At 65.6% G+C, this 22380-nt stretch carries 13 protein-coding genes; 8 read left to right on the top strand and 5 right to left on the bottom strand.

Annotated features, from left to right (window positions below; genetic code table 11):
* Positions 1-39 precede the first annotated feature (39 nt).
* Positions 40-633, bottom strand: coding sequence for a beta-1-3, beta-1-6-glucan biosynthesis protein (locus tag JQ604_RS37780; protein WP_212365821.1), 594 nt, complete (start codon positions 631-633; stop codon positions 40-42).
* Positions 634-877: 244 nt separating this feature from the next.
* On the opposite strand from JQ604_RS37780, the gene JQ604_RS37785 reads away from it, so the two are divergent.
* Positions 878-2503 carry a beta-(1-6) glucans synthase gene (locus tag JQ604_RS37785; protein WP_212365822.1) on the top strand — a complete coding sequence of 542 codons (1626 nt, stop codon included), beginning with the start codon at positions 878-880 and terminating at the stop codon, positions 2501-2503.
* Here the strand turns inward: JQ604_RS37785 and JQ604_RS37790 are convergent.
* Both JQ604_RS37790 and JQ604_RS37795 read right to left on the bottom strand, forming a co-directional pair.
* The gene (locus JQ604_RS37790; RefSeq protein WP_212365823.1) at positions 2463-2843 is read right to left on the bottom strand and encodes a hypothetical protein; all 381 of its coding nucleotides are present in this window, start codon (positions 2841-2843) and stop codon (positions 2463-2465) included. The two genes, JQ604_RS37785 and JQ604_RS37790, sit on opposite strands and share 41 nt — an antisense overlap.
* 95 nt (positions 2844-2938) lie before the next feature.
* Positions 2939-4324, bottom strand: coding sequence for a hypothetical protein (locus JQ604_RS37795; protein ID WP_212365824.1), 1386 nt, complete (start codon positions 4322-4324; stop codon positions 2939-2941).
* 171 nt (positions 4325-4495) lie between these two features.
* On the opposite strand from JQ604_RS37795, the gene glmU reads away from it, so the two are divergent.
* Complete coding sequence (gene glmU, locus JQ604_RS37800; protein ID WP_212365825.1) at positions 4496-5854, top strand: bifunctional UDP-N-acetylglucosamine diphosphorylase/glucosamine-1-phosphate N-acetyltransferase GlmU; 1359 nt, start codon at positions 4496-4498, stop codon at positions 5852-5854.
* Between the two features lie 945 nt (positions 5855-6799).
* Positions 6800-11512, top strand: a complete 4713-nt coding sequence (locus tag JQ604_RS41795) for an autotransporter outer membrane beta-barrel domain-containing protein (protein ID WP_249159249.1) — start codon at positions 6800-6802, stop codon at positions 11510-11512.
* A gap of 6 nt (positions 11513-11518) precedes the next feature.
* On the opposite strand, the gene JQ604_RS37810 is transcribed toward JQ604_RS41795, so the two are convergent.
* Positions 11519-12733 (bottom strand): sensor domain-containing diguanylate cyclase, encoded by a 1215-nt coding sequence (locus JQ604_RS37810; RefSeq protein WP_212365826.1) that lies wholly within the window; start codon positions 12731-12733, stop codon positions 11519-11521.
* A gap of 197 nt (positions 12734-12930) precedes the next feature.
* On the opposite strand from JQ604_RS37810, the gene JQ604_RS37815 reads away from it, so the two are divergent.
* The 3 genes from JQ604_RS37815 (at position 12931) to JQ604_RS37825 (ending at position 16165) form a co-directional block, all read left to right on the top strand.
* Positions 12931-13161 carry a hypothetical protein gene (locus tag JQ604_RS37815; protein WP_212365827.1) on the top strand — a complete coding sequence of 77 codons (231 nt, stop codon included), beginning with the start codon at positions 12931-12933 and terminating at the stop codon, positions 13159-13161.
* Positions 13162-13470: 309 nt separating this feature from the next.
* Positions 13471-15297, top strand: a complete 1827-nt coding sequence (gene glmS, locus JQ604_RS37820) for a glutamine--fructose-6-phosphate transaminase (isomerizing) (protein ID WP_212365828.1) — start codon at positions 13471-13473, stop codon at positions 15295-15297.
* A 97-nt stretch (positions 15298-15394) separates the two neighbouring features.
* Entirely contained in the window at positions 15395-16165 is a 771-nt protein-coding gene (locus tag JQ604_RS37825; protein WP_212365829.1) for a DUF502 domain-containing protein, read from the top strand.
* 165 nt (positions 16166-16330) lie between these two features.
* Here JQ604_RS37825 and recG read toward each other — a convergent pair whose 3' ends face one another.
* Positions 16331-18439, bottom strand: a complete 2109-nt coding sequence (gene recG, locus JQ604_RS37830) for an ATP-dependent DNA helicase RecG (protein ID WP_212365830.1) — start codon at positions 18437-18439, stop codon at positions 16331-16333.
* Between the two features lie 217 nt (positions 18440-18656).
* On the opposite strand from recG, the gene JQ604_RS37835 reads away from it, so the two are divergent.
* Positions 18657-18947 (top strand): succinate dehydrogenase assembly factor 2, encoded by a 291-nt coding sequence (locus tag JQ604_RS37835; protein ID WP_212365831.1) that lies wholly within the window; start codon positions 18657-18659, stop codon positions 18945-18947.
* Positions 18944-22380 (top strand): transcription-repair coupling factor (gene mfd / locus JQ604_RS37840; RefSeq protein ID WP_212365832.1); only part of this gene is annotated, 3437 nt, incomplete at its 3' end. The genes JQ604_RS37835 and mfd, both read left to right, overlap by 4 nt.

Genomic DNA, 22380 nt, shown 5'->3' on the forward strand with positions numbered 1-22380 from the left:
GCTCGAACATAGAGCCGCCACCTGAACATGGCCTGAACGCTACTTCGTCGGCGCCGGAGAGGCTGACGGCGACGGAGCCGGCGAGGGGGAAGCCGCCGGTGCCGGCGTGGCGTTGGCGGCGGTCGCCGGCTGCGGCGCGGACGCTGCTGCCGCCGCGGCCTGCGGCTGGGCGCCGGGGTTGATCCAGCAGGCATGGATGCGGTTATCCAGGCTGCGCGGCACCTTGTCGTCAATCTGGCCGCCGAACCGGGTCAGGCAGCGGAAGGTCGCCTGGACATGGCCGCCGGGGCAACCGAACCGGTCGTAGAGATCGAGATGGCGGAATGCGGTATCGAGGTCGTCGTTCCACATCAGGCGAACCACGCGGCGGCCGAGCCAGACGCATTCCGGGTTGCCGGCCGGACCGTTGATGGCCTGCTGCGCCTCGGCCAGCTCGTCGGTCTTGCGCTGGTTATTGTCCTTGGCCGCAGCGGCCGCGGCGTCGGGATTGCCGGGCTGCTGCTTGCCCTGGTCCTGCGGGGTGGGGGTGCCGCTCTGGGCAAACGCCGCGCCGGCCCCGATCAGGAGCGCAAGGCTTGATACGGCGAGGTAACGCAAACCCGTGATCTTCAACTCAAGCAGCCGTCGACGCATGCATTCCCCGATAAGTTTTCCGGCCCGAACAACAATCCTGACGGCTCGCGTGGTGCCGTCCAAATAGGTCTCCAATGCGGCGGAGACGCTGGCGGAATCCCATGACTGGAATCTTGGAATTTGTCCAGCAAACTCACAACTTTATCGCGGCGGCGCGAAACTGTCGCAGGACAACCATGGTATTGACGGATTCCAGCACTTGGCAGATGGGCACCGACCGGCTAATTCGACGGTCCCCCGGAGGATGGAACCGATTTCGCTTCGTACGCCACTGGCGCTTCTCCTGATATCGCTTGGTGTGATCGCAGCCGTGTGGTGGTGGCTCGCCACCCCGATCATGCTCGCGCGCGCGCCGATTGACCCCAATGCCAAGCTGCAATGCGTGTCCTACACGCCGTTCCGCGGCGCCCAGACGCCGCTTGATCCGACGACCCAGATTCCGGTCGAGCAGATCGAGCAGGATCTGACCGATCTCGCCAAGGTCACCGATTGCGTCCGCACCTATTCGATCGAGAACGGCCTCGACCAGGTCCCCGCGGTCGCCGCCAAGGTCGGCATCAAGGTGATGCAGGGCATCTGGCTCGGCAGCAACCGCTTCAAGAATCTGCAGCAGATCGCCATCGCGGTCCGGCTCGCCAAGGAATATCCCACCGTGATCTCGGCGCTGATCGTCGGCAACGAGGTGCTGCTGCGCGGCGAGATGACCGCCGCCGATCTCGCCGCCAACATCCGCAGCGTCAAGGCGCAGTCGCAGGTGCCAGTGACCTATGCCGACGTCTGGGAGTTCTGGCTGAAGAATCGCGAGCTCTATGACGCCGTCGATTTCGTCACCATTCATATCCTGCCGTATTGGGAGGATATCCCGGTCAAGGCCAAGTTCGCCGCCGGTCATGTCGACGAGATCCGCAAGCGAATGGCGGTGGCATTCCCGGGCAAGGAGATCCTGATCGGCGAGACCGGCTGGCCGAGCGCGGGGCGGATGCGCGAGGGCGCGCTGCCGTCGCGCGCCAACCAGGCGCGGATCGTCTCCGAAATCCTCGACATGGCCAAGCGCGAGGGCTTTCGCGTCAACCTGATCGAGGCCTATGACCAGCCCTGGAAGCGCAAGCTCGAGGGCACCGTCGGCGGCTATTGGGGGCTGTTCGATTCGATGCAGCGGCAGGTGAAATATCCGCCCGGTGTCGCCATCAGCAACTATCCGTCCTGGAAGCTGCAGATGGGTTGCGGCATGGCGCTCAGCATCTTCACCTTCGCCGCCGCCTGGCTGACCTTGCGCCGCCGGCCCTGGACGCCGCGGCCGGCCGCCTGGCTCGGGGTTGCGATTGCGGCGACGACGGGCGGGGCGCTGCTCGGGATCGCCGCGGACAAAATGTACTATGAGAGCTACGGCGTCGGCGGCTGGCTGTTGTGGGGCACGCTGCTCGCGGCGGCGATTGCGTCGCCCCTGCTGTCGGCGCATGCGCTGATCGCCGGGCGCTCGCTGCCGACGTTCCTGGAATTGCTCGGCCCGCGCGATTATCGCGGCAAGGGCATCCTGATCGCGCTGCTGGCGATTGTGCTCGGCCTCACCACGGTGATCGGTGCGCAGAGCGCGCTCGGCTTCGTGTTCGATCCGCGCTACCAGGATTTTCCCTATGCCTCGTTGACCATGGCGGTGGTGCCGTTCGCGCTGCTGACCATGCTGAACCGCCCGAAGGAGGGCACGAGGCCGATTGCCGAGTCGGTATTCGCAGCAGTGCTGGCGCTCGCGGCCCTCTACCTGCTGTTCAACGAGGGCACCATCAACTGGCAGTCGGACTGGACCGCCGCGATGTATTTCCTGCTGGCGGCTACGCTGTGGCGGGCGCGGGCCGCGCAAATCCCAGAATGAGCAGCCCGATCGCGATCCCCGACAGCGTCACGTTGTAGAGCACGATCCCGAGGCCCGCTGCGATCAGCCCGCCGGTCAACAGCACGATCGAGGGGCGCATCAGGTTGAGCACGGCGATGACGAGCGCCGTGATCCCGAACACCCAGTTCTTGAACAGCACGGTCGACAGCGCCCGCGCCTTGCAGGCCATGGTCTGCAGCCCGGCATCGCAGGCCAGCGCCACCGTCGACAGTTCGATTGCGAGGTAACGCAGGTACAGCGCATAACCGACGGTGACGAAGCCGATGATCAGCAGGAACTGGACCTGATAGGGCGTGAGGCGGAACGGAGCTTTCTTCATTGCGGCAATATGGTCGGGAATAGCCAATAGGACAAGGCGCGATCAGGCTCTCGAAATCAAGTGAGGGTTTCGTCCTAAGCTGTTGCAGGCGCTGATCATTGGTTCTTGCGGCCGAACATGGAGGAGAATGTCGTCGGCTCCGGCTTCTTCGGCTCCTCGACGGCGGGCGCCGGCGTTGCCGTAGCGGCTCGCTTGGGCGCAAGGCGTCGCCGCTGCTGCGGCGCCGGTTTGGCCGCTGCAGGCTCGTCATCGGGCTTCAGCGCCAGGCGCTGGCCGTCATAGATCGCGGTCTCGCAGGTCCGCTGGTTCAGGCTGAGACCGGCGCAAATCCTGGCCGCGGTGCCGGCATCGTTCAGCGGTCCCGCCACCAGGCGCAGCTGCATGCCGAGCCCATTGGTGTTCTCCTTGATCACGATGATCGGCTTCAGCGCGGTCAGGGCGGCGTTGGACTTGGATTTCAACAGTCCTCGCCACAACGCGCGCAGCCCATTGACCGAGTTGGCGGTGCCGAGATCGACGCCGAATTCGGTGCGCTGGATTTTGGCCTTGGGCGCGGTCGCTTCGTCGGCCTCTTCATCAGTCGCCGGTGCCGCGGTGGCAACGTCCGGGATCGGGCTTGCAGACACCTCGTTCGCTGGAGGCTTGCTTGGTTCGAGCTTGCCGGCGGCCGGGTCCGGCGGCGCCATGAACGATTTGGATGCGATCAGCGGCGTCGAGGGCGACGGCGCATCGGCTTTGGCTGGCTCCTGTTTGGCGAGTTCAGGGCTCGACGATGCGATGACCGGCAGGCTCAACTCTGCGGTCGCCGTTGGCTGACCCGGCTTGTCGGCTGCGGGCTTGTCAGCTGTGGCCTGTGGTTTGTCGGTGGCCGGCTGGGGCCTATCGGCTGATGTCACCTTGTCCGCTGCGGCCACGGGCTTGTCCGCTGCCGCCGGCTTGTCCGTCGCGGGTGCCGGTGGCTTGTCGGCGGTGGATGGCTGCGCGGTCGCAACCGGCGCTACTGCGGGTGCAGGAGGCGCGGGGGTCGTTGGAGGCTGGCTGGCCGCCGTCGCTGGCGCGCTGCTCGTGGGGGCAGTCGCCGCCGGAGACGTCGCCTGGCGTGTGATCGCACCGGTGACGGAATCGAGCCCTTGCTCCAGGGTCGAGACCCGCGAATACAGCCGGTCGCGATCGGTGTTGAGGGTGTCGATGGCCGAGGCCAGCCGGCGCGCGTCGTTGTGGTTGTCCTTGGCGAGCTGCTGCAGCCGATCCGCCTGCCGCGCCAGATCAGCGGCGGCGACCTGGTCGCGCCGCACGATCAGCGAGGACTGGTTGGCCATCACGGCGACGATGACGCACCCGACCGCGGCGACGCCCCACGAGCCCAGCCGCCACAGCGCGCGGCGATCGAACTCGTCCTCCTCGGCGAGAAACCCGCTGAGCAGCCCGCCGGTATTTTCGGTCTCGAACTCCGCCGCGAGGTTGTCGGGATCTTTGGCCAAAGCGCGTTTGGCCCTCCTCAAGGCCCGCCGAATCACGAGGCAAAGATTAACAGGAAATTTCGTTGGAACTTGATTCCGGGCGTCCACGGAGGCGGGGCGGTTTCTTCTCCCGGGGAAAACAATTAAAGACGGCCGAGGCGCGGACCGCCGCGCCGATGTCGAGGAGCAGGAATGACCGTACGATCCAGCCTGACTGTCGTGCTTGCGGCCGGCGAGGGCACGCGCATGCGCTCGTCGCTGCCGAAGGTGCTGCACCCCGTGGCCGGACAGTCGCTGCTGTCGCATGTGCTGAACGCGGCGGCCAGCGGCGAGGGATCGCAGCTCGCGGTGGTGATCGGGCCGGATCATCAGGCGGTCGCCGACGAGGCGCGGCGCGTCCGCCCGGATGCGCAGACCTTCGTGCAAGCCGAGCGGCTCGGCACCGCGCATGCGGTGCTGGCGGCACGCGAGGCGCTGGCCCAAGGCGCCGACGATCTCCTGATTGCGTTCGGTGACACGCCGCTGATCTCGGCGGAAACCTTTGCGCGGATGCGCGCGCCGCTCAGGGATGGCGCCGCACTTGCGGTGCTCGGCTTCCACGCGGCCGACCCGACCGGCTATGGCCGGCTGGTGGTCGAGAACGGCAAGCTGGTCGCGATCCGCGAGCAGGCCGATGCCAGCGCCGAGGAGCGCAAGATCACGCTGTGCAATGCCGGCGTGATGGCGTTCGCCGGCAAACGCGCGCTCGAGATCATCGAGCAGATCGGCAACGCCAACAGCAAGGGCGAATACTACCTCACCGACGCCGTCGGCATCGTCAGGGATTTGGGATTGGAGGCTGTCGTGATCGAGACCAGCGAAGACGAAGTGCGCGGCATCAACACCAAGGCGCAGCTTGCCGAAGCCGAAGCCGTGATGCAGGCCCGCCTGCGCAAGGCTGCGCTCGACGCCGGCGTCACCATGATCGCGCCCGAGACCGTCTATCTCGCCGCCGACACCACCTTCGGCAAGGATGTCGTGATCGAGCCGTTCGTGGTGATCGGCCCCGGCGTCAGCATCGCCGACGGCGCGGTGATCCATTCCTTCTCGCACGTCGTCGAGGCCGAGATCGGCAAGAAGGCTTCGGTCGGTCCGTATGCACGGCTCCGCCCGGGCACCTCGCTCGGCGACGGCTCGCGGATCGGCAATTTCGTCGAGACCAAGGCCGCGAAGCTCGAGGCCGGCGTCAAGGTCAACCATCTGTCCTATGTCGGCGACGCCCATGTCGGTGCCAATTCCAACCTCGGCGCCGGCACCATCACCTGCAACTATGACGGCTTCTCCAAGCACAAGACGCTGATCGGCGAGGGCGCCTTCGTCGGCACCAACTCCTCGCTGGTGGCGCCGGTCAAGATCGGCAAGGGCGCCTATATCGGCTCCGGCTCCGTCATCACCAAGGATGTCCCCGACGATGCGCTTGCGGTGGAACGCAACCAGCAGACCATCCGCGAAGGCGGCGCGAAGCGCTATCGCGAGTTGAAGACGAAGGCGAAGGCGCCGAAGGGGAGTTGAGGAATAGCGCGTTGCCGGCGCTGCAATGACGGAGCCAAACCCTCGGTGTCGTCACCCGCGCATGCGGGTGATCCAGTATTCCAGAGACGGTTGTGATTGAGCCGATAGGCCGCGGCGTACGGTCGCCCGCCCCAGTGCGCAATCGCGCACAAGGCGGGCGATGACAGTTGAGTATGAGGATACGTCTTCGCATTCTCGCGACATGATTTGCCCGAGTTTTCCATCTCGTTCCGCCCTCTCTCGAAACTGAGGGCGCAGGGAAGACCGGGTGCACGCCGCACCCGCGGTCTCGTGCGCAATGAGTAGGAAGTTGCGCACACGAGCATACAGGTTTGGCTGAGACATCCCGGCCTTCCCTGCGCGATGGGTTACGGCTTATACGTGCTCGCCCTGGTGAGACTCTGCGTTTGTGTCACCATCGTCAGCGACAGGCGTTAGCCTGTTCGCTTGCTTACCACCAGCATCGGGGCGGCAGGCCCACACGACTTCACCGTCCGCCTTGCGCACACACGTCTCTGCACGCTCGGCGTCCACCGCATCTCCACCCACGTTCGTGACGTTCGCGAAACGCCCCTCGACGGGGAAGACGAAGCGGATTATGGACTGATTTGGCTTTCCGATAAAGCGAATTATTTTTGCGCCGAGGGCTGGACAGCCCAAATCACATTGAAATCGTTCGAAAAAACAGATTTTCCGCGCAAGGCGCCTGCTCGGCGAGTTGTAGGCGCCCACACGAACGCGCGTTCGATCCTGTCGTCGTTCTTCGAGGCGATGCGACACATGCGCGATACTGTTGCTACGCCGGCACACCCGTGGAGAAATCGACCGGGAACTTGGCAAGTTGTGCAACCTCGCGGCCACGCGCGATGGTCGGCGTGTTTCAGATCGCCTACGGTGTTTCCCGTTGTTTACGCGCTTCCCGGAATTGCCGACGGATTTTTTGGAATGAGCATGGGAATATTTGGCGGTTCGCGGCCGGCACGGCGGGGCATTTCAATCAAGGCATTGCTGGCGAGCACCGCGCTCAGTCGGGTGGCGCTTGGGGGCGCTGCGATCGCATCGCTGTCACTCGCCCTTGCGCTCCCTGCGCATGCGCAGGCGGTGGGTGGAACTGGCGGCTCGTCGGCGGGCGGGTTTGGCGTCGTGGGCGGTGCCGGTGGCAATGGCGCGAGCCCCAGCGGAAGCAATGGCTTCAACAGCTTCTTCGGTGGTAGCGGCGGCGGCGGTGCCGGGGTCAGCACCGCGACGGGCCTGGGCGGCACGGGCGGGACAGGGGGCACCAGCCTCGTCGCCGCTGGCACGGATGGTGGCGCTGGCGGTGCCGGCGGCGCTTACAACCAGATCAATCCGGCCACCATGGTGAGCGGTACCGGCACCACCGGCGGTACGGGCGGCGCCGCGGCGAACGCCACCAATTACGGCGGCGGCGGCGGTGGTGGCGGCGCCGCCGGCGGCGGCGTACTGTCGACCGGGGGGACATTCACCATCACTGGAGCAACGGTGATCCAGGGCGGTGTCGGTGGCACAGGCGGCGCCGGCGGCAACGGGACATTCGCCTATGGCGGCAACGGCGGAGTAGGTGGCGGCGGCGGCTCCGGCATCGACTTTACCGGCGCGGCCGCGTTGACCAACAACGGAAGCATCACCGGCGGCGCGGGCGGGGCCGGCGGCGCGGGCGGGACCGGAAGCCTGCTGAACGGCACGGCCGGCGCGGTTGGCGCCGGCGGCGTCGGCATCACCGGCGCCAATCTCAACATCGTCAACAACGGCACGATCTCCGGCGGGCTGTCCGGCGACGGCGCCACGCGAGCCAATGCCATCACCTTCACCGGCGGCACCAACACGCTGCAGTTCGGCGGCGCGACGTCCGGGCTGACCGGCGATATCTCGATCTCGGTGTTTGGCTCGCTCGATTTCAATCAGGCAGCGACTTCGACCACGGTTTTCAACCGGATTACCGGCCAGGGAGACCTCATCAAGAGCAACACAGGCACCATCACCCTCTCGGGCACCAACTTCTACAGCGGTACAACCACGGTCAGCGGCGGGACGCTGGCGGGTGGCGCCGCGAATACCTTTAGTGCGACGAGTTCGATGATCATCACTGGCGGCACGCTCGATCTCGGCGGCTTCGCGCAGAGCATCAACGTCGTCAATCTTATCGGCGGCACGATCACCAACGGTAGCCTAACCGGCATAACCACCATCGTGTCGCTGGGCGGGTCGGTCAACACGATCGGCGGCAGCGCGTCTCTCAGCACTAATAGTGGTTCGACGGTTCTTTCCGGCACCAACACCTATACTGGTGTGACCCACGTCGGCGGCGGCACGCTGGCGGGAGGCGCTGCTAACGCATTCAGCGCTGCCAGCGCGACCACCATCACCACTGGTGGCACCGTCGATCTCGGAGGCTTTGCGCAAACCATCAATTCGGTGAGCATCCTCGGCGGTGAGCTCAAGAACGGCACATTGACCGGCGCGGTGACCGCGTCCGGCGGCAGATTGAGTGACGTCAGCGGCGGCATGAGCCTGACGGTCAATATCGGCAGCACCACCATCTCGGGAGCCAACACCTACACCGGCACAACCACCATCAACAGTAGCGGAGCACTTGTCGCCTCCAACGCCGACGCGTTCAGCGCCACGAGCGTGACGACTGTCAACGGAGGCACCCTCGATCTTGGCGGCTTCGCGCAGACAGTCAACAGCGTGACGCTTACCAACGGTTTCTTGACGAATGGGTCATTAACCGGGGCGGTGACCGTGACAGGCCTCGCGGAAATCAGCAATGTCGGCGGCGGCATGAGCTTGACGGCAAATGCCATGGTTCTGATGAGAGCAGTCAACAGCTACAGCGGTGCCACCAATGTGAACAACGGTGGTCAGCTGTTTGCCCTCAACGGCAATGCGTTCAGCGCCGCCAGCGCAACCACGGTCAATACAGGCGGTGTTGTGGACCTCGGCGGCTTCGCGCAGACCATCAACGCGGTCTCGCTCGCCGGCGGCACGCTCAGGAACGGATCGCTGACCGGTGCGGTGACATCGACCGGTGGCGCCATGGATAGCGTTGGCGGCAGCATGAGCCTGACGGCGAATGGCGGCACCACCACGCTCACCGGCTCCAATACGTATACGGGACTCACTACGGTCAACAGCGGGGCGACGTTGATCGGCGGCAGTGCGAATGCATTCAGCGCCGCGAGTGCGATCCTCATCAACAATGGCGGTACGATTGATCTCGGCGGCTTTGCGCAGACGATCAACACTGTGGCGGTGGGCCGTGGCGGTATTCTGCAGAATGGATCGCTGACCGGCTTGATCGGTCTGGACGCTGGCACCATCGCGAACATTTCGGGCACAGCGCGTGTCGTGGTTGAGAATCTCCAACCTTCGACGATTGCGGGAACCAACAGCTACACCGGTCCAACCGAGGTCGGTCATGAGTCCCGTTTTGCAGGCTTCACTGTCCTGAACGCCGCCAACGCCAACGCGTTCAGCGCGGCCAGCGACACGACGGTCTACTTTTATGATTTTATTGGTCTCGGTGGCTTCGCGCAGACTATTAATCACGTCACCCTCCGGGGGGGCATCATCGGCGGCGGAACGCTCACGGGTGCCGTGACGTCGTTCGGCGGCACGATCGAGGCGCTTGGCGGCACCGCCACGGTGACAGTGGGTGTTGGAACCACGCAAATACTTGGTGCTACCTACACGGGTGCGACCACGATCAACGCGGGCGGGACTCTCACGCCCGGATTTCCAGGCTTTGTCGGTGACTTCACCAACGCGTTCAGCGCAGCCAGCCTGACCACCGTGAATACGGGCGGCACGCTGGATCTCGGCGGATTTGCCCAGACCATCAATGCAATCTCTCTCGCCGGCGGCCTGATCCGCAATGGTCCGCTGACGGGTGCGGTGACCTCGACCGGCGGCACGCTCGACGGTATCGGCGGCTCCATGAGCCTCACCGTGAACAGCGGCGTCACCAACGTCACGGGCACCAACACCTATACCGGCGCGACCACGGTGAATGGCGGCCTGCTGTCGGTCAACGGCTCCAGCGTCAGTGCGGTGACGGTGAATGCCGGCGGCACGCTCGGCGGCAACGGCACGGTCGGCGACACCACCATCAATGGCGGGGCACTGGCGCCGGGCAATTCGATCGGCACGCTCACCGTCGCCGGCAACCTCGTGTTCACGGCAGCGGCGAGCTACATGGTCGAGGTGTCGCCGACGAATGCCGACCGCACCAATGTCACGGGGACCGCAACGCTCGGCGGCGCGACCGTGAATGCGATCTTCGCGGCCGGCACCTATGTGGCGAAGCAATACACGATCGTCTCTGCGGCCGGCATCGACGGCACGTTCTCGTCGGTGGTCAACACCAATCTGCCAACGGGATTCAAGACCAGCCTGAGCTATGACGCGACCAACGCCTATCTCGACCTCGCGCTCAACTTCGTGCCGCCGGGAGGCAACCTGTCCGGTAACCAGCAGAACGTCGGCAATGCCATCATCAACTACTTCAACAGCAATGGCAGCATCCCGATCGTGTTCGGTGCCTTGACGCCGGCAGGGTTGACGCAACTTTCCGGCGAGGGCGCGACCGGTTCGCAGCAGACGACGTTCAGCGCCATGAACCAGTTCATGGGCGTGATGACCGATCCGTTCATCGCCGGACGCGGCGACGCGACCGGCGCGGGCGGCGGCCCGAATGGATACGCGGAGGAAGGGCTCGCCTACGCGCAGAAACGGAATCCGAATGACGCGCTGGCCGCGATCTATGCGAAGGCGCCGCCTGCGCCCTCCTTTGCGCAGCGCTGGAGTGTGTGGGCTTCGGCATTCGGCGGTTCGCAACAGACCGACGGCAATGCCGCGCTCGGCTCGAACAGCACGAGCAGCAGCATCTATGGCACGGCTGTCGGCGCCGACTACCGCTTCTCGCCGAATACGATCGCCGGCTTCGCGCTCGCTGGCGGCGGCACGAATTTCACGGTGGCGAACAATCTGGGCGGCGGGCGCTCCGACCTGTTCCAGGCCGGCGCCTTCATCCGCCACAACATCGGAGCCGCCTATCTCAGCGGCGCGCTGGCCTATGGCTGGCAGGACATCACGACCGATCGCACCGTGACCGTTGCGGGGATTGACCGGCTGCGTGCGCAGTTCAATGCCAATGCCTGGTCGGGCCGCGTCGAAGGCGGCTATCGCTTCGTGACCTATGGCTTCGGCCTGACGCCGTACGCCGCGGGGCAGTTCACCACCTTCGATCTGCCCGGCTATGTCGAGCAGGCGATCGTCGGCAGCACCAATTTTGCGCTGGCCTACAACGCGCGGAGTGTCACCGATACGCGGAGCGAACTCGGCCTGCGCAGCGACAAATCCTTTGCGATGACGGATGGCGTTCTGACGCTGCGCGGCCGTGCGGCGTGGGCGCATGACTTCAACCCCGACCGCGGGATCGCCGCCACGTTCCAGACGCTGCCCGGCGCGAGCTTCGTCGTGAACGGCGCGGCAATGGCGTCCGACTCGGCGCTCGTCACCGGCTCGGCCGAGATGAAATGGTTGAACGGCTGGTCGGCGGCGGCGACGTTCGAGGGCGAGTTCTCGAATGTCACGCGCAGCTATGCGGGGAAGGGCGTCGTTCGCTACGCGTGGTGAGGGCGCTTAAACGAACGCGAGCTCGATCCGGTTGTCGTTCTTCGATGTGACCCGGCAGGCGCGCGACAGCGCGTCGGCGGCAATCGCGAGCTTGAAATGATCGGGAATGTCGGCCGTCGAGAACACCTCGATCGTCGCCGTCTCGCGCGACAGGCCGCGCACGGTGCAGTCGATGGTCGAGTGGCCTGAGTTGAAGCTGATCTTGCCGGCCTTGAAGACGCGCCGCGCCGTCGGCGCCAGCGGTGGGGCCGGATCGACCCAGGCGATCGCCTGGTTGCGGCCGGCCTGCTTGGCCGCATACATCGCAAGATCGGCGTTGCGCAGCATGTCATCGAAATGCTGGCCGGGCGAAAGCGCTGCGCCGCCGAGGCTGCAGGTGACGCCGATCGGGCCGACCGGCGTCTCGATCCGCGTCGCGGCAACCGCAGCGCGGACCTTCTCGATCACGCCCATCGCCTGGTCGAGCCGCGTGTGCGGCAACAGGATGCCGAACTCTTCGCCGCCGAGCCGGCCGATCACGTCGGACGCCCGCAAGGATTTTCGCGCGGCGTCGGTGACTGCGGCGAGCACAATGTCGCCGACGGCGTGGCCGTAGCGATCATTGACCGACTTGAAATGATCGACGTCGAGCACGGCACAGGCGAGGTTGTGGGCGTGGCGCCGGGCGAGCGAGGTCAGCCGTTCGCCCTCGGTTCGGAACGCGCGGCGCGATGCGGTGCCGGTCAGGCTGTCCTGCAGGCTCAGCGTGCGCAGCTTCAGCTCGTCGACGGCGATGGCGGCGAGGTCGACCAGCATGCTGATCGCCTCGGCGTCGAAGTCCCGTGGCTGCGTATCGATCGCGCACAGGCTCCCGACATTCGTGCCCCCGATCTTGAGCTGCGCGCCGGCGTAGAAACGAACGAACGGCGCGCCGCGCACGAAGGGATTGTCGACGAAGCGCGGGTCGAGAAGCATATCCGGAACGACGAGCGGCTCGGACTGCGTGATCGTCACGTTGCAGGGCGCCGGCCGGCGATCGGTTTCGCGGCCCTCCAGCCCGTCGGAAGCCTTGAAAAATTGCCGGTGGCCGTCGATGAAGGTCAGCGTCGACATCGGCACGCGAAAGATCTTTCGGCACAGCGAGGTCAGCCGGTCGAAGGCGATCTCGCGCGGGGTGTCGAGGATGTCGAGTTCCGCGAGGACATCGAGGCGGCGGCTGTCAGGATCTTGCGTGGTCTGCATGCGAGGTCTCCTGACGCGGAGAGTGTCGCAGAGGCGTTAATGCTCTGTTGACGCTTGGCGTGCACGCATGCGTTCGTGCGGGGCTCCACGCCAAAGCAAGCCTAATCCCTAAACGGGATACCGCCCTTTCAGCACGGCTGCACTAAATTCGGGGAGGGGTCCGCTACCCACCGTTCAACCGACGAAGGGAGCTGCACTTGTATTTCAGGCCCGGTAATCTCGTCCGCCACAAGAGCGGCGGTCCGATCATGATGATCGACGATATCGCGTCGATCAATGTCTATATGGGAAGTCACGACGGGCCATCACACCAGTGCACGTGGGTCGAGCAAGGTATCAAACGGTTCGGTTCGTTTCGCGCATCGCAATTGCAGTGCGTTTACGCCGACGGCACACCACGAAACTACGATGAGGAAGGACGCCGCTAGAGCAAGGTGCCCGCGGCGGGGCTTGTCCGTTGCGACTGTCCGGCGAAGACGCGAGAGCCGGGATGAGCCAACCGACATCGGGGCAGGGCGTCCCGCTGCGCTCATGCGGGCTGCGGGACTGCCCAGGCTCGCTGACGCGATTCCGTCAAGATAGTTAGTCCGAATTAACCAGCGTCTCGCGTTCCGTCTGCCACTTAAGACTGTCTCAATCCGCAATAATTATTGAGTATCTTGGCTGCTGCGATTCCCGTTTAAGGGATCGTGTCGCCATGTGAGCAAATTTTCGGCGATTTGGGGAAATATAACCGCATGTGCGGCATCGTCGGTATTCTTGGACGCGCTCCGGTCGCGGAGCAATTGGTGGATTCGCTCAAACGGCTGGAATATCGCGGCTATGATTCCGCAGGTGTTGCCACGCTGGAAGGCACGCATCTGGCGCGGCGCCGCGCCGAGGGCAAGCTGAAGAATCTCGAAGCCACGCTGGCGGCAAAGCCGCTCGCCGGCCACACCGGGATCGGCCACACTCGCTGGGCGACCCACGGCAAGCCGACAGAGAACAATGCGCATCCGCATGCGACCGAGCGTGTCGCCGTGGTCCATAACGGCATCATCGAGAATTTCCGCGAGCTGCGCGAGGAGCTCGAGGCCAAGGGCACGGTGTTCTCGACCGAGACCGACACCGAGATCGTGCTGCATCTGGTCGACGATCTCATGAAGGGCGGCGTCAAGCCGGTCGAGGCGGTGAGGGCGGCACTGTCGCGGCTGCGCGGCGCGTTCGCGCTCGGCTTCATCTTCGCAGGCGAAGCCGACCTGATGATCGGCGCCCGCAACGGCCCGCCGCTGGCGATCGGTCACGGCGAGGGCGAGATGTATCTGGGGTCGGACGCGATCGCGCTCGGGCCGTTCACCGACACGATCAGCTATCTCGAGGACGGCGACTGGGTGGTGCTGACCCGCAAGGGCGCGACCGTCTACGACAAGGACAACGCGATCGTGCATCGCGACGCCATCAAGCACACCACCACGACTTCGCTGGTCGACAAGGCGAACTATCGCCACTTCATGGCCAAGGAAATCCACGAGCAGCCGGAAGTGGTCGGCCACACGCTGGCGCGCTATGTCGACATGGCGACCGAGCGCGTGATGCTGCCGGTCAAGCTGCCGTTCGACTTCAAGGATATCCAGCGCGTCTCGATCACCGCCTGCGGCACCGCGAGCTATGCCGGCTATGTCGCGAAATACTGGCTGGAGCGGCTGTCGCGGCTGCCGGTCGAGCTCGATGTCGCTTCCGAATTCCGCTACCGCGAGGCGCCGCTGCGCAAGGGCGATCTGGCGATCTTCATCTCGCAGTCCGGCGAAACCGCCGACACGCTGGCCGCGCTGCGCTACGCCAAGGCGCAGGGCGTACATACGCTCTCGGTCGTTAACGTGCCGACCTCGACGATCGCGCGCGAGAGCGAGGTCGTGCTGCAGACGCTGGCCGGTCCCGAGATCGGCGTCGCCTCGACCAAGGCCTTCACCTGCCAGTTGATGGTGCTGGCGTCGCTCGCGGTCGCGGCCGGCAAGGCGCGCGGCGAGCTCTCCGATGAGGACGAGACCAAGCTGGTGCATGGCCTGGTCGAGATTCCGCGCCTGATGGCGGCGGCGCTCACCACCGAAGTGCAGATCGAGAAGCTCGCGCGCGACATCTCGAAGTCGCGCGACGTGCTCTATCTCGGCCGCGGCACCTCCTATCCGCTGGCGCTGGAAGGCGCGCTGAAGCTGAAGGAGATCTCCTACATCCACGCCGAGGGCTATGCCGCCGGCGAGCTCAAGCACGGCCCGATCGCGCTGATCGACGAGAACATGCCGGTCGTGGTGATCGCGCCCTACGACAAGGTGTTCGAGAAGACCGTCTCCAACATGCAGGAGGTCGCCGCCCGCGGCGGCAAGATCATCCTGATGACCGACGCCAAGGGCGCGGCGGAGGCCAGCATCCAGTCGCTGGTGACGATCGTGCTGCCCGATATGGGGGCAACCTTCGCGCCCATGGTCTATGCCGTGCCGGTGCAGCTGCTGGCCTACCATACGGCCGTGGTGATGGGGACGGACGTCGATCAGCCCCGGAATCTGGCGAAATCGGTCACGGTCGAATAGCCGCAAGCGGCCCGGTCACGAAGGCCCTTCAAAAACCTGCTAGGATGGCTTAGCTGGGGAGGGGCCCTTCGGCCGCTTCGACCGACCTGGAACCGTAATGACCAAACAAGTGCCTCCGATGACCCCGGGTGACCTGCATCCGGACGCCCCGCGCGGGCTGATGGCGCGCTTTCGGAATTATTTCCTGACCGGCCTCGTGGTGGCCGGGCCGATCGCGATCACCTTCTATCTGACCTGGTGGTTCGTGAACTGGGTCGACAATCTGGTCCGGCCGTTCGTGCCGACCGCCTACCGGCCGGAAACCTATCTGCCGTTCGGGCTGCCCGGTTCCGGGCTGATCGTCGCCGTCATCGCGCTGACCTTGCTCGGCTTCCTCACCGCCAATTTGATCGGCCGCTCGCTGGTCGATCTCGGCGAGCGGCTGCTCGGCCGCATCCCCGCGGTGCGCGCGATCTATCGCGGCCTGAAGCAGGTGTTCGAGACGCTGTTCTCCGGCAACGGCTCGAGCTTTCGCCGCGTCGGCCTGGTCGAGTTTCCGTCGCCCGGCATGTGGTCGATCGTGCTGATCTCGCAGGCGCCGAGCGCCGAGCTCGCCGCCAGCCTTCCCGGCGACGAGGAGCAGATCTCGGTGTTCCTGCCCTGCGCGCCGAACCCGACCACCGGCTTTTTCTTCTACGTGCCGAAGAGCAAGATCATCGAGATCGAGATGAGCACCGAGGACGCCGCGACCCTGATCATGTCCTGCGGCGTGGTGCAGCCGGGCAGCAGCGAGCAGAAGAAAGCCGCCGCTCTCGCCGGCATGGCCAACGCCGCCCGCATCGCCGGCCAGGCCGCCGCGCTGCAGCCGGCACCGGCGAAGGTGGAGTAGGCGTCCAGCGTCGACGCCGACTGTAGGCTGGGCAAAGCGACTTGTCCGCCGAAGCCTTGGCGAAGGCGGAAGCGTGCCCACCATCACGAGCACGCCGAGAATGGTGGGCGGCGCAAGCGCGCCTTTGCCCACCCTACAAGAGTTCGCAATGACGGGGAGAGAGCGTCAACCAGCCCCGATCAACGGCACGGCTTCGTCGCGTTCGTAGAGATAGAGCAAACAGCGCAGCGCTTCGCCGCGCTCGCCTTTCAGCTTCGGATCGGCCTTCATGATGCGCAGCGCCTCGTCGCGGGCCTGCGTGATCAGCTGGCCGTGTACCTCCGAGCGCGCGATGCGGTAGCCGGGCAGGCCGCTCTGGCGGATGCCGAGCACGTCGCCTTCGCCGCGCAGCTTCAGATCCTCCTCGGCGATGCGGAAGCCGTCCGTGGTCTCGCGGATCACCTTCAATCGCGCCTTCGACATCTCGCCGAGGGGCTCCTTGTAGAGCAGGAGGCAGGTGGAGGCCTCCGAGCCGCGGCCGATGCGGCCGCGCAGCTGATGCAGTTGCGCGAGGCCGAAACGCTCGGCGTTCTCGATCACCATGATGGTTGCGGCCGGCACGTCGACGCCGACTTCGACAACCGTCGTCGCCACCAGCAAATTGATCTCGTGCGCGGCGAACTGCGCCATCACGCGATCTTTCTCGGTGCCCTTCATCTGGCCATGGACAAGGCCGACGCGATCGCCGAAGCGTTGCTGCAGGGATTCGAAGCGCTCGGTCGCGTTGGTCAGATGCTCGGTGCCCTCGGCCTCGGACTCGTCGACCAGCGGACAGATCCAGTAGACCAGCTTGCCCGCGCCAAGCGCGCGGCCGACACCGTCCATGACGTCCTCGATCCGGCTCATCGATATCGTGCGTGTTTCGATCGGCTGCCGGCCGGCCGGCTTTTCGCGCAGCTCCGAGACGTCCATGTCGCCGAAGTAAGTGAGCACCAGCGTGCGCGGGATTGGGGTTGCGCTCAGCACCAACACGTCGACGGCGTCGCCCTTCGAGGTCAGTGCCAGCCGCTCGCGCACACCGAAGCGGTGCTGCTCGTCGACCACGGCGAGCGCCAAGGCCTTGTAGATCACGTCGTCCTGGATCAGCGCGTGCGTGCCGACCAGAAGATCGATCTCGCCGGCTTCGAGCTGCGCCAGCAGCTCGCGACGCTCCTTGCCTTTCTCGCGGCCGGTGAGGATCGCAACCCGCATCCCCGCGCGCTCGGCGAGCGGCGCGATGGTCTTGATGTGCTGGCGCGCCAGGATTTCCGTCGGCGCCATCAGCGCGGCCTGCTTGCCGACTTCGGCAACGGCTGCTGCCGCGAGCAGCGCGACCACGGTCTTGCCGGAGCCGACGTCGCCTTGCACGAGGCGCAGCATCCGTACCGGCTGGCGCAGGTCCTCGGTGATAGCGGCGACGGCCTCGCGCTGCGATTTTGTCAATGCATAGGGCAGAGCGTCGATCACCTTCTGGCGCAAGTGTCCATCACCGGCATTGCGATCGCCGGCGGGACGGCGCAACTGCGCCCGGACCAGCGCCAGCGCTAGCTGGCCGGCGAGCAGTTCGTCGAAGGCAAGGCGTGACCAGAACGGGCCGTCGGGCAGGATGTCGGTCAACTCGATCGGCACGTGGACGCGGTTGAACGCCTCTTTCAGCGGCGGAAACTTGCAGCGGCGGATCACCTCCGGGCTGATCCATTCCGGCAGCTCCGGCAGCTTCAGCAGTCCTTGCGCGATCGCGCGACGGAGCGAGCCGAGCATCAGGCCCGTGGTCAGCGGATAGACCGGATCTATCCCCGTGAGCTTTGCGAAGCCGGCCTCATCGATGACGCGGTCGGGATGCACGATCTGCGGGATGCCGTCATAGAGCTGCAGCGTGCCGGAGACGTAGCGCTTCTCGCCGACCGGCAGCAGCTTCTCGACGTAATCGGGTCTGGCGCGGAAGAAGGTCAGCACGACGTCGCCGGTGTCGTCGCTGGCATAGACCAGATACGGCGCGCGTGAATTTCGCGGGCCGGGCGGGCGATGGCGGTCGATTGTCACCTCCAGCGTCACCACGGTTCCGACCACGGCGTCGCGGATCTTCGGCCGCGCGCGGCGGTCGATCACGCTCGCCGGCAGATGCAGCAGCAAATCGACGATCCGCGGCGTCTCGCTGCGGTCGAGCAGATAACGCAGCAGCTTGTCCTGCTTCGGCCCGACGCCGGGAAGCGTCGTGACCGGTGCAAACAGCGGATTGAGGACGGTAGGGCGCATTCAGGAAACCTAAGTCCGTTCTCCACCGTCATGCCCGGCCTTGTGCCGGGCATCCACGTCTTTTTTCGCGGCCAAGACGTGGATGGCCGGGACAAACCCGGCCATGACGATTTTGAGGGGCCATATCGTACAACAATGGCTGACATCGGCCTTGCGAGTGGCTATATCAACCCCGCCCGGCACGTCCGGGCTTTTGGCGTTTGATGGATTTTGGGACATGACGGGATCGACACGGTCGAGCGGTGGGCTCGATGACCGCCGCAAGCGGCTTTTGTTTCGCTGCTGGCATCGCGGCACCCGCGAGATGGACCTGATCCTCGGCCGCTTTGCCGATGCCGCGATTGCCGATCTCGCGAGTGAGGAACTCGGTCAGCTCGAGGCGCTGATCGAGGTGCCCGATCCCGATCTCTATGCCGCGCTGACCGGCGATGCGGTGCTGCCGGCCGAGCACGCGACGCCGCTGTTCGACCGCATCAAGGCGTTTCGCGCGGTGGATCACGACGCATGAAGTCGCCTGCCAAATCTCCGGCCGCGCTGCTCGCGCCCGGCCGTGCGCTGACCTTTGCCAATGTCGCCGAAGGTGCCGAAGGGCTCGTCGTTTCCGATCTGGCGCGCGCGATCGCGGCCAGGCCGAACAAGCCGGCCGTCAGCCTCGCCGTGGTCTGCCGCGACGGCGGGCGGATGCAGCAGCTGGCGCGCGCGCTGGAATTCTTCGCGCCCGACATCGGCGTGATCCAGTTCCCGGCCTGGGACTGCCAGCCCTATGACCGCGTCTCGCCGCATGGCGGCATCCTGGCGCAACGGCTGACCGCGCTGGCGAAGCTGTCGCGGCTGGCGGGCTCCGAGAAGCCGCTGATCGTGCTGACGACGGTGAACGCGGTCGTGCAGCGCGTGCCGGCACGCGAGCTGGTGGCGGCGCAGGCGCTGTCGGTTGCGCCCGGCCATGTCGTGCCGATGGATTCCGTCGTCGCCTGGCTGGAGCACAATGGCTACACGCGCTCCTCGACGGTGCGCGAGCCCGGCGAATACGCCGTGCGCGGCGGCATCCTTGATCTCTTCCCGGCCGGCCTCGAGCAGCCCGTGCGCCTCGACTTCTTCGGCGACTCTCTCGAATCGATCCGCACCTTCGACGCCGAGACCCAGCGCACGCTCTTGGACATGCGCGGCCTCGATCTCGTCCCGGTCTCGGAATTCCAGCTCACGACCGACACCATCCGCCGCTTCCGCATGGGCTATGTCGCAGCCTTCGGCGCGCCCGGGCGGGACGACCAGCTCTATGAAGCCGTCTCCGAGGGGCGGCGGCATCCCGGCATGGAGCACTGGCTGCCGCTGTTCCAGGATCGGATGGACACCCTGTTCGACTATATCGACGGCGCCACCATCGCGATCGAGCCGCAGGCCGAAGATGCCGCGCGCGAGCGCTTCACGCAGATCGCCGATTACTACGAGGCCCGCCGTGAGGCGATGGAGCATCCGGGCGGCGGCGCGATCTACAAGCCGTTGCCGACGGATCGGTTGTATCTGAGCGATCACGAATGGGCCAAGCTGCTGGCTGACGTGCCGCTGGCGCGGCTGACGCCGTTTGCGGTGCCGGAGGGCACGGCCGACGTATTCGACGCCGGCGCGCGCCAGGGCCGCAACTTTGCGCCTGAACGCGCCGACGGCAATGTCAACGTGTTCGAATCGGTGGTCGCGCATGTCGGCGCGCTGCAGAGCCAGCGAAAGAAGGTGGTGATCGCGCTGTGGAGCGAGGGCTCGCGCGACCGCATGGGCGCGATGCTGCGCGACCACAAGCTGCTCAATTTGACCAACACCAACACGTGGCGGATCGTGCAGGCGACGCCGCGCAACGAGACCATGCTGGCCGTACTCGGCATGGAGTCCGGCTTCGAGACCGACGAGTTCGCCGTCATCAGCGAGCAGGACATCCTCGGCGACCGCCTGGTGCGGCCGCGCAAGGCGAGCCGCAAGCTCGACAATTTCATCTCGGAGGTCACGAGCCTTTCGACGGGTGATCTGGTCGTCCATGTCGAGCACGGCATCGGCCGCTTCGTCGGGCTGCAGACGCTGGAAGTCTCCGGCGCGCCGCATGACTGCCTCGAGCTGCATTATGCCGCCGAGACAAAACTGTTCCTGCCGGTCGAGAACATCGAGCTGTTGTCGCGCTACGGCAATGACAGCGCCACCGTCGAACTCGATCGGCTCGGCGGCAGCGGCTGGCAGGCGCGCAAGGCCAAGCTGAAGAACCGCATCCGCGAGATTGCGGGCGAGCTGATCAAGATCGCGGCCGAGCGGCATCTGCACGAGGCACCGAAATTCCCGCTGCAGCCGCAGACCTATGACGAGTTCTGCGCGCGCTTCCCCTATGAGGAAACCGAGGATCAGTTAGGCGCTATCACCTCGACGTTGAAGGACCTCGAGACTGGTCGCCCGATGGACCGGCTGATCTGCGGCGACGTCGGCTTCGGCAAGACCGAGGTGGCGCTGCGCGCGGCGTTCGCGGTGGCGCTGGAAGGCAAGCAGGTCGCGGTCGTGGTTCCGACGACGCTTTTGGCGCGTCAGCATTCGCGAACCTTTGCCGAGCGCTTCCGCGGTTTCCCGGTCAATGTCGCGCAGGCCTCGCGACTGATCTCGACCAAGGAGCTGAACCAGGTCAAGAAGGGGCTCACCGAGGGCAACGTCGACATCGTGGTCGGCACCCATGCACTGCTCGGCAAGGCGATCAAGTTCAAAGACCTCGGCCTGCTCATCGTCGACGAGGAGCAGCATTTTGGCGTCAGCCACAAGGAGCGGCTGAAGCAGCTGCGGGCCCAGGTCCACGTCCTGACCCTGTCAGCGACCCCGATCCCGCGCACGCTGCAATTGGCGCTGACCGGCGTCCGCGAGCTCTCGATCATCGCGTCGCCGCCGGTCGATCGCCTTGCGGTCCGCACCTTCGTGGCGCCGCATGATCCCCTGATGATCCGCGAGGCGCTGCTGCGCGAGCGCTATCGCGGCGGGCAGGCGTTCTACGTGGTGCCGCGGATCGAGGATCTCGCCGGGGTCAAGGACTTCCTCGACAAGAACGTGCCGGAGATGAAGGTCGCGGTCGCCCACGGCCAGATGCCGCCGACCGTGATCGAGGACATCATGTCCGCGTTCTACGACGGCAAGTACGACATCCTGCTGTCGACCACGATCGTCGAGTCCGGCCTCGATATCCCCAATGCCAACACGCTGATCGTGCACCGTGCCGACATGTTTGGTCTCGCCCAGCTCTATCAGCTGCGCGGCCGCGTCGGCCGCTCCAAGCTGCGGGCGTATGCGCTGTTCACGCTGCCGGCGCAGCAGAAGATCACGGCGCAGGCCGAGCGGCGGCTGAAGGTGCTGCAGTCGCTGGAGACGCTTGGCGCCGGCTTCCAGCTCGCCTCCCACGACCTCGACATCCGTGGCGCCGGCAATCTCCTGGGCGAGGAGCAGTCTGGCCACATCAAGGAAGTCGGCTTCGAGCTCTACCAGTCGATGCTGGAAGAGGCGATCACCAACCTCAAGGCTGGCGTCGCCGAGCCGGCTGCCGACCGCTGGTCGCCGTCGATCACGATCGGCATGCCCGTGCTGATCCCGGAGGATTACGTCAACGACCTCGCGGTGCGGCTGTCGCTGTATCGGCGGCTCGCCGATCTCGACACGGACGAGGAGATCGACAATTTCGCCGCCGAGATGCGCGACCGCTTCGGCGTGCTGCCGGACGAGGTCCGCTATCTCTTCAAGGTCGCCGCGATCAAGGCCTATTGCCGCCGCGCCAATGTCGAGAAGGTCGATGCCGGCCCGAAGGGCGCGGTGATCGCCTTCCGCGACAACAGCTTTGCTCATCCGGAGCGTCTCGTGACGTTCATCCGCCAGCACGGCCAGGCCGCCAAGGTACGCCCGGACATGAAGGTCGTGTTCTTCCAGGAATGGAA

This window comes from Bradyrhizobium jicamae (assembly GCF_018130695.1).
Lineage (GTDB): Bacteria > Pseudomonadota > Alphaproteobacteria > Rhizobiales > Xanthobacteraceae > Bradyrhizobium > Bradyrhizobium jicamae_B.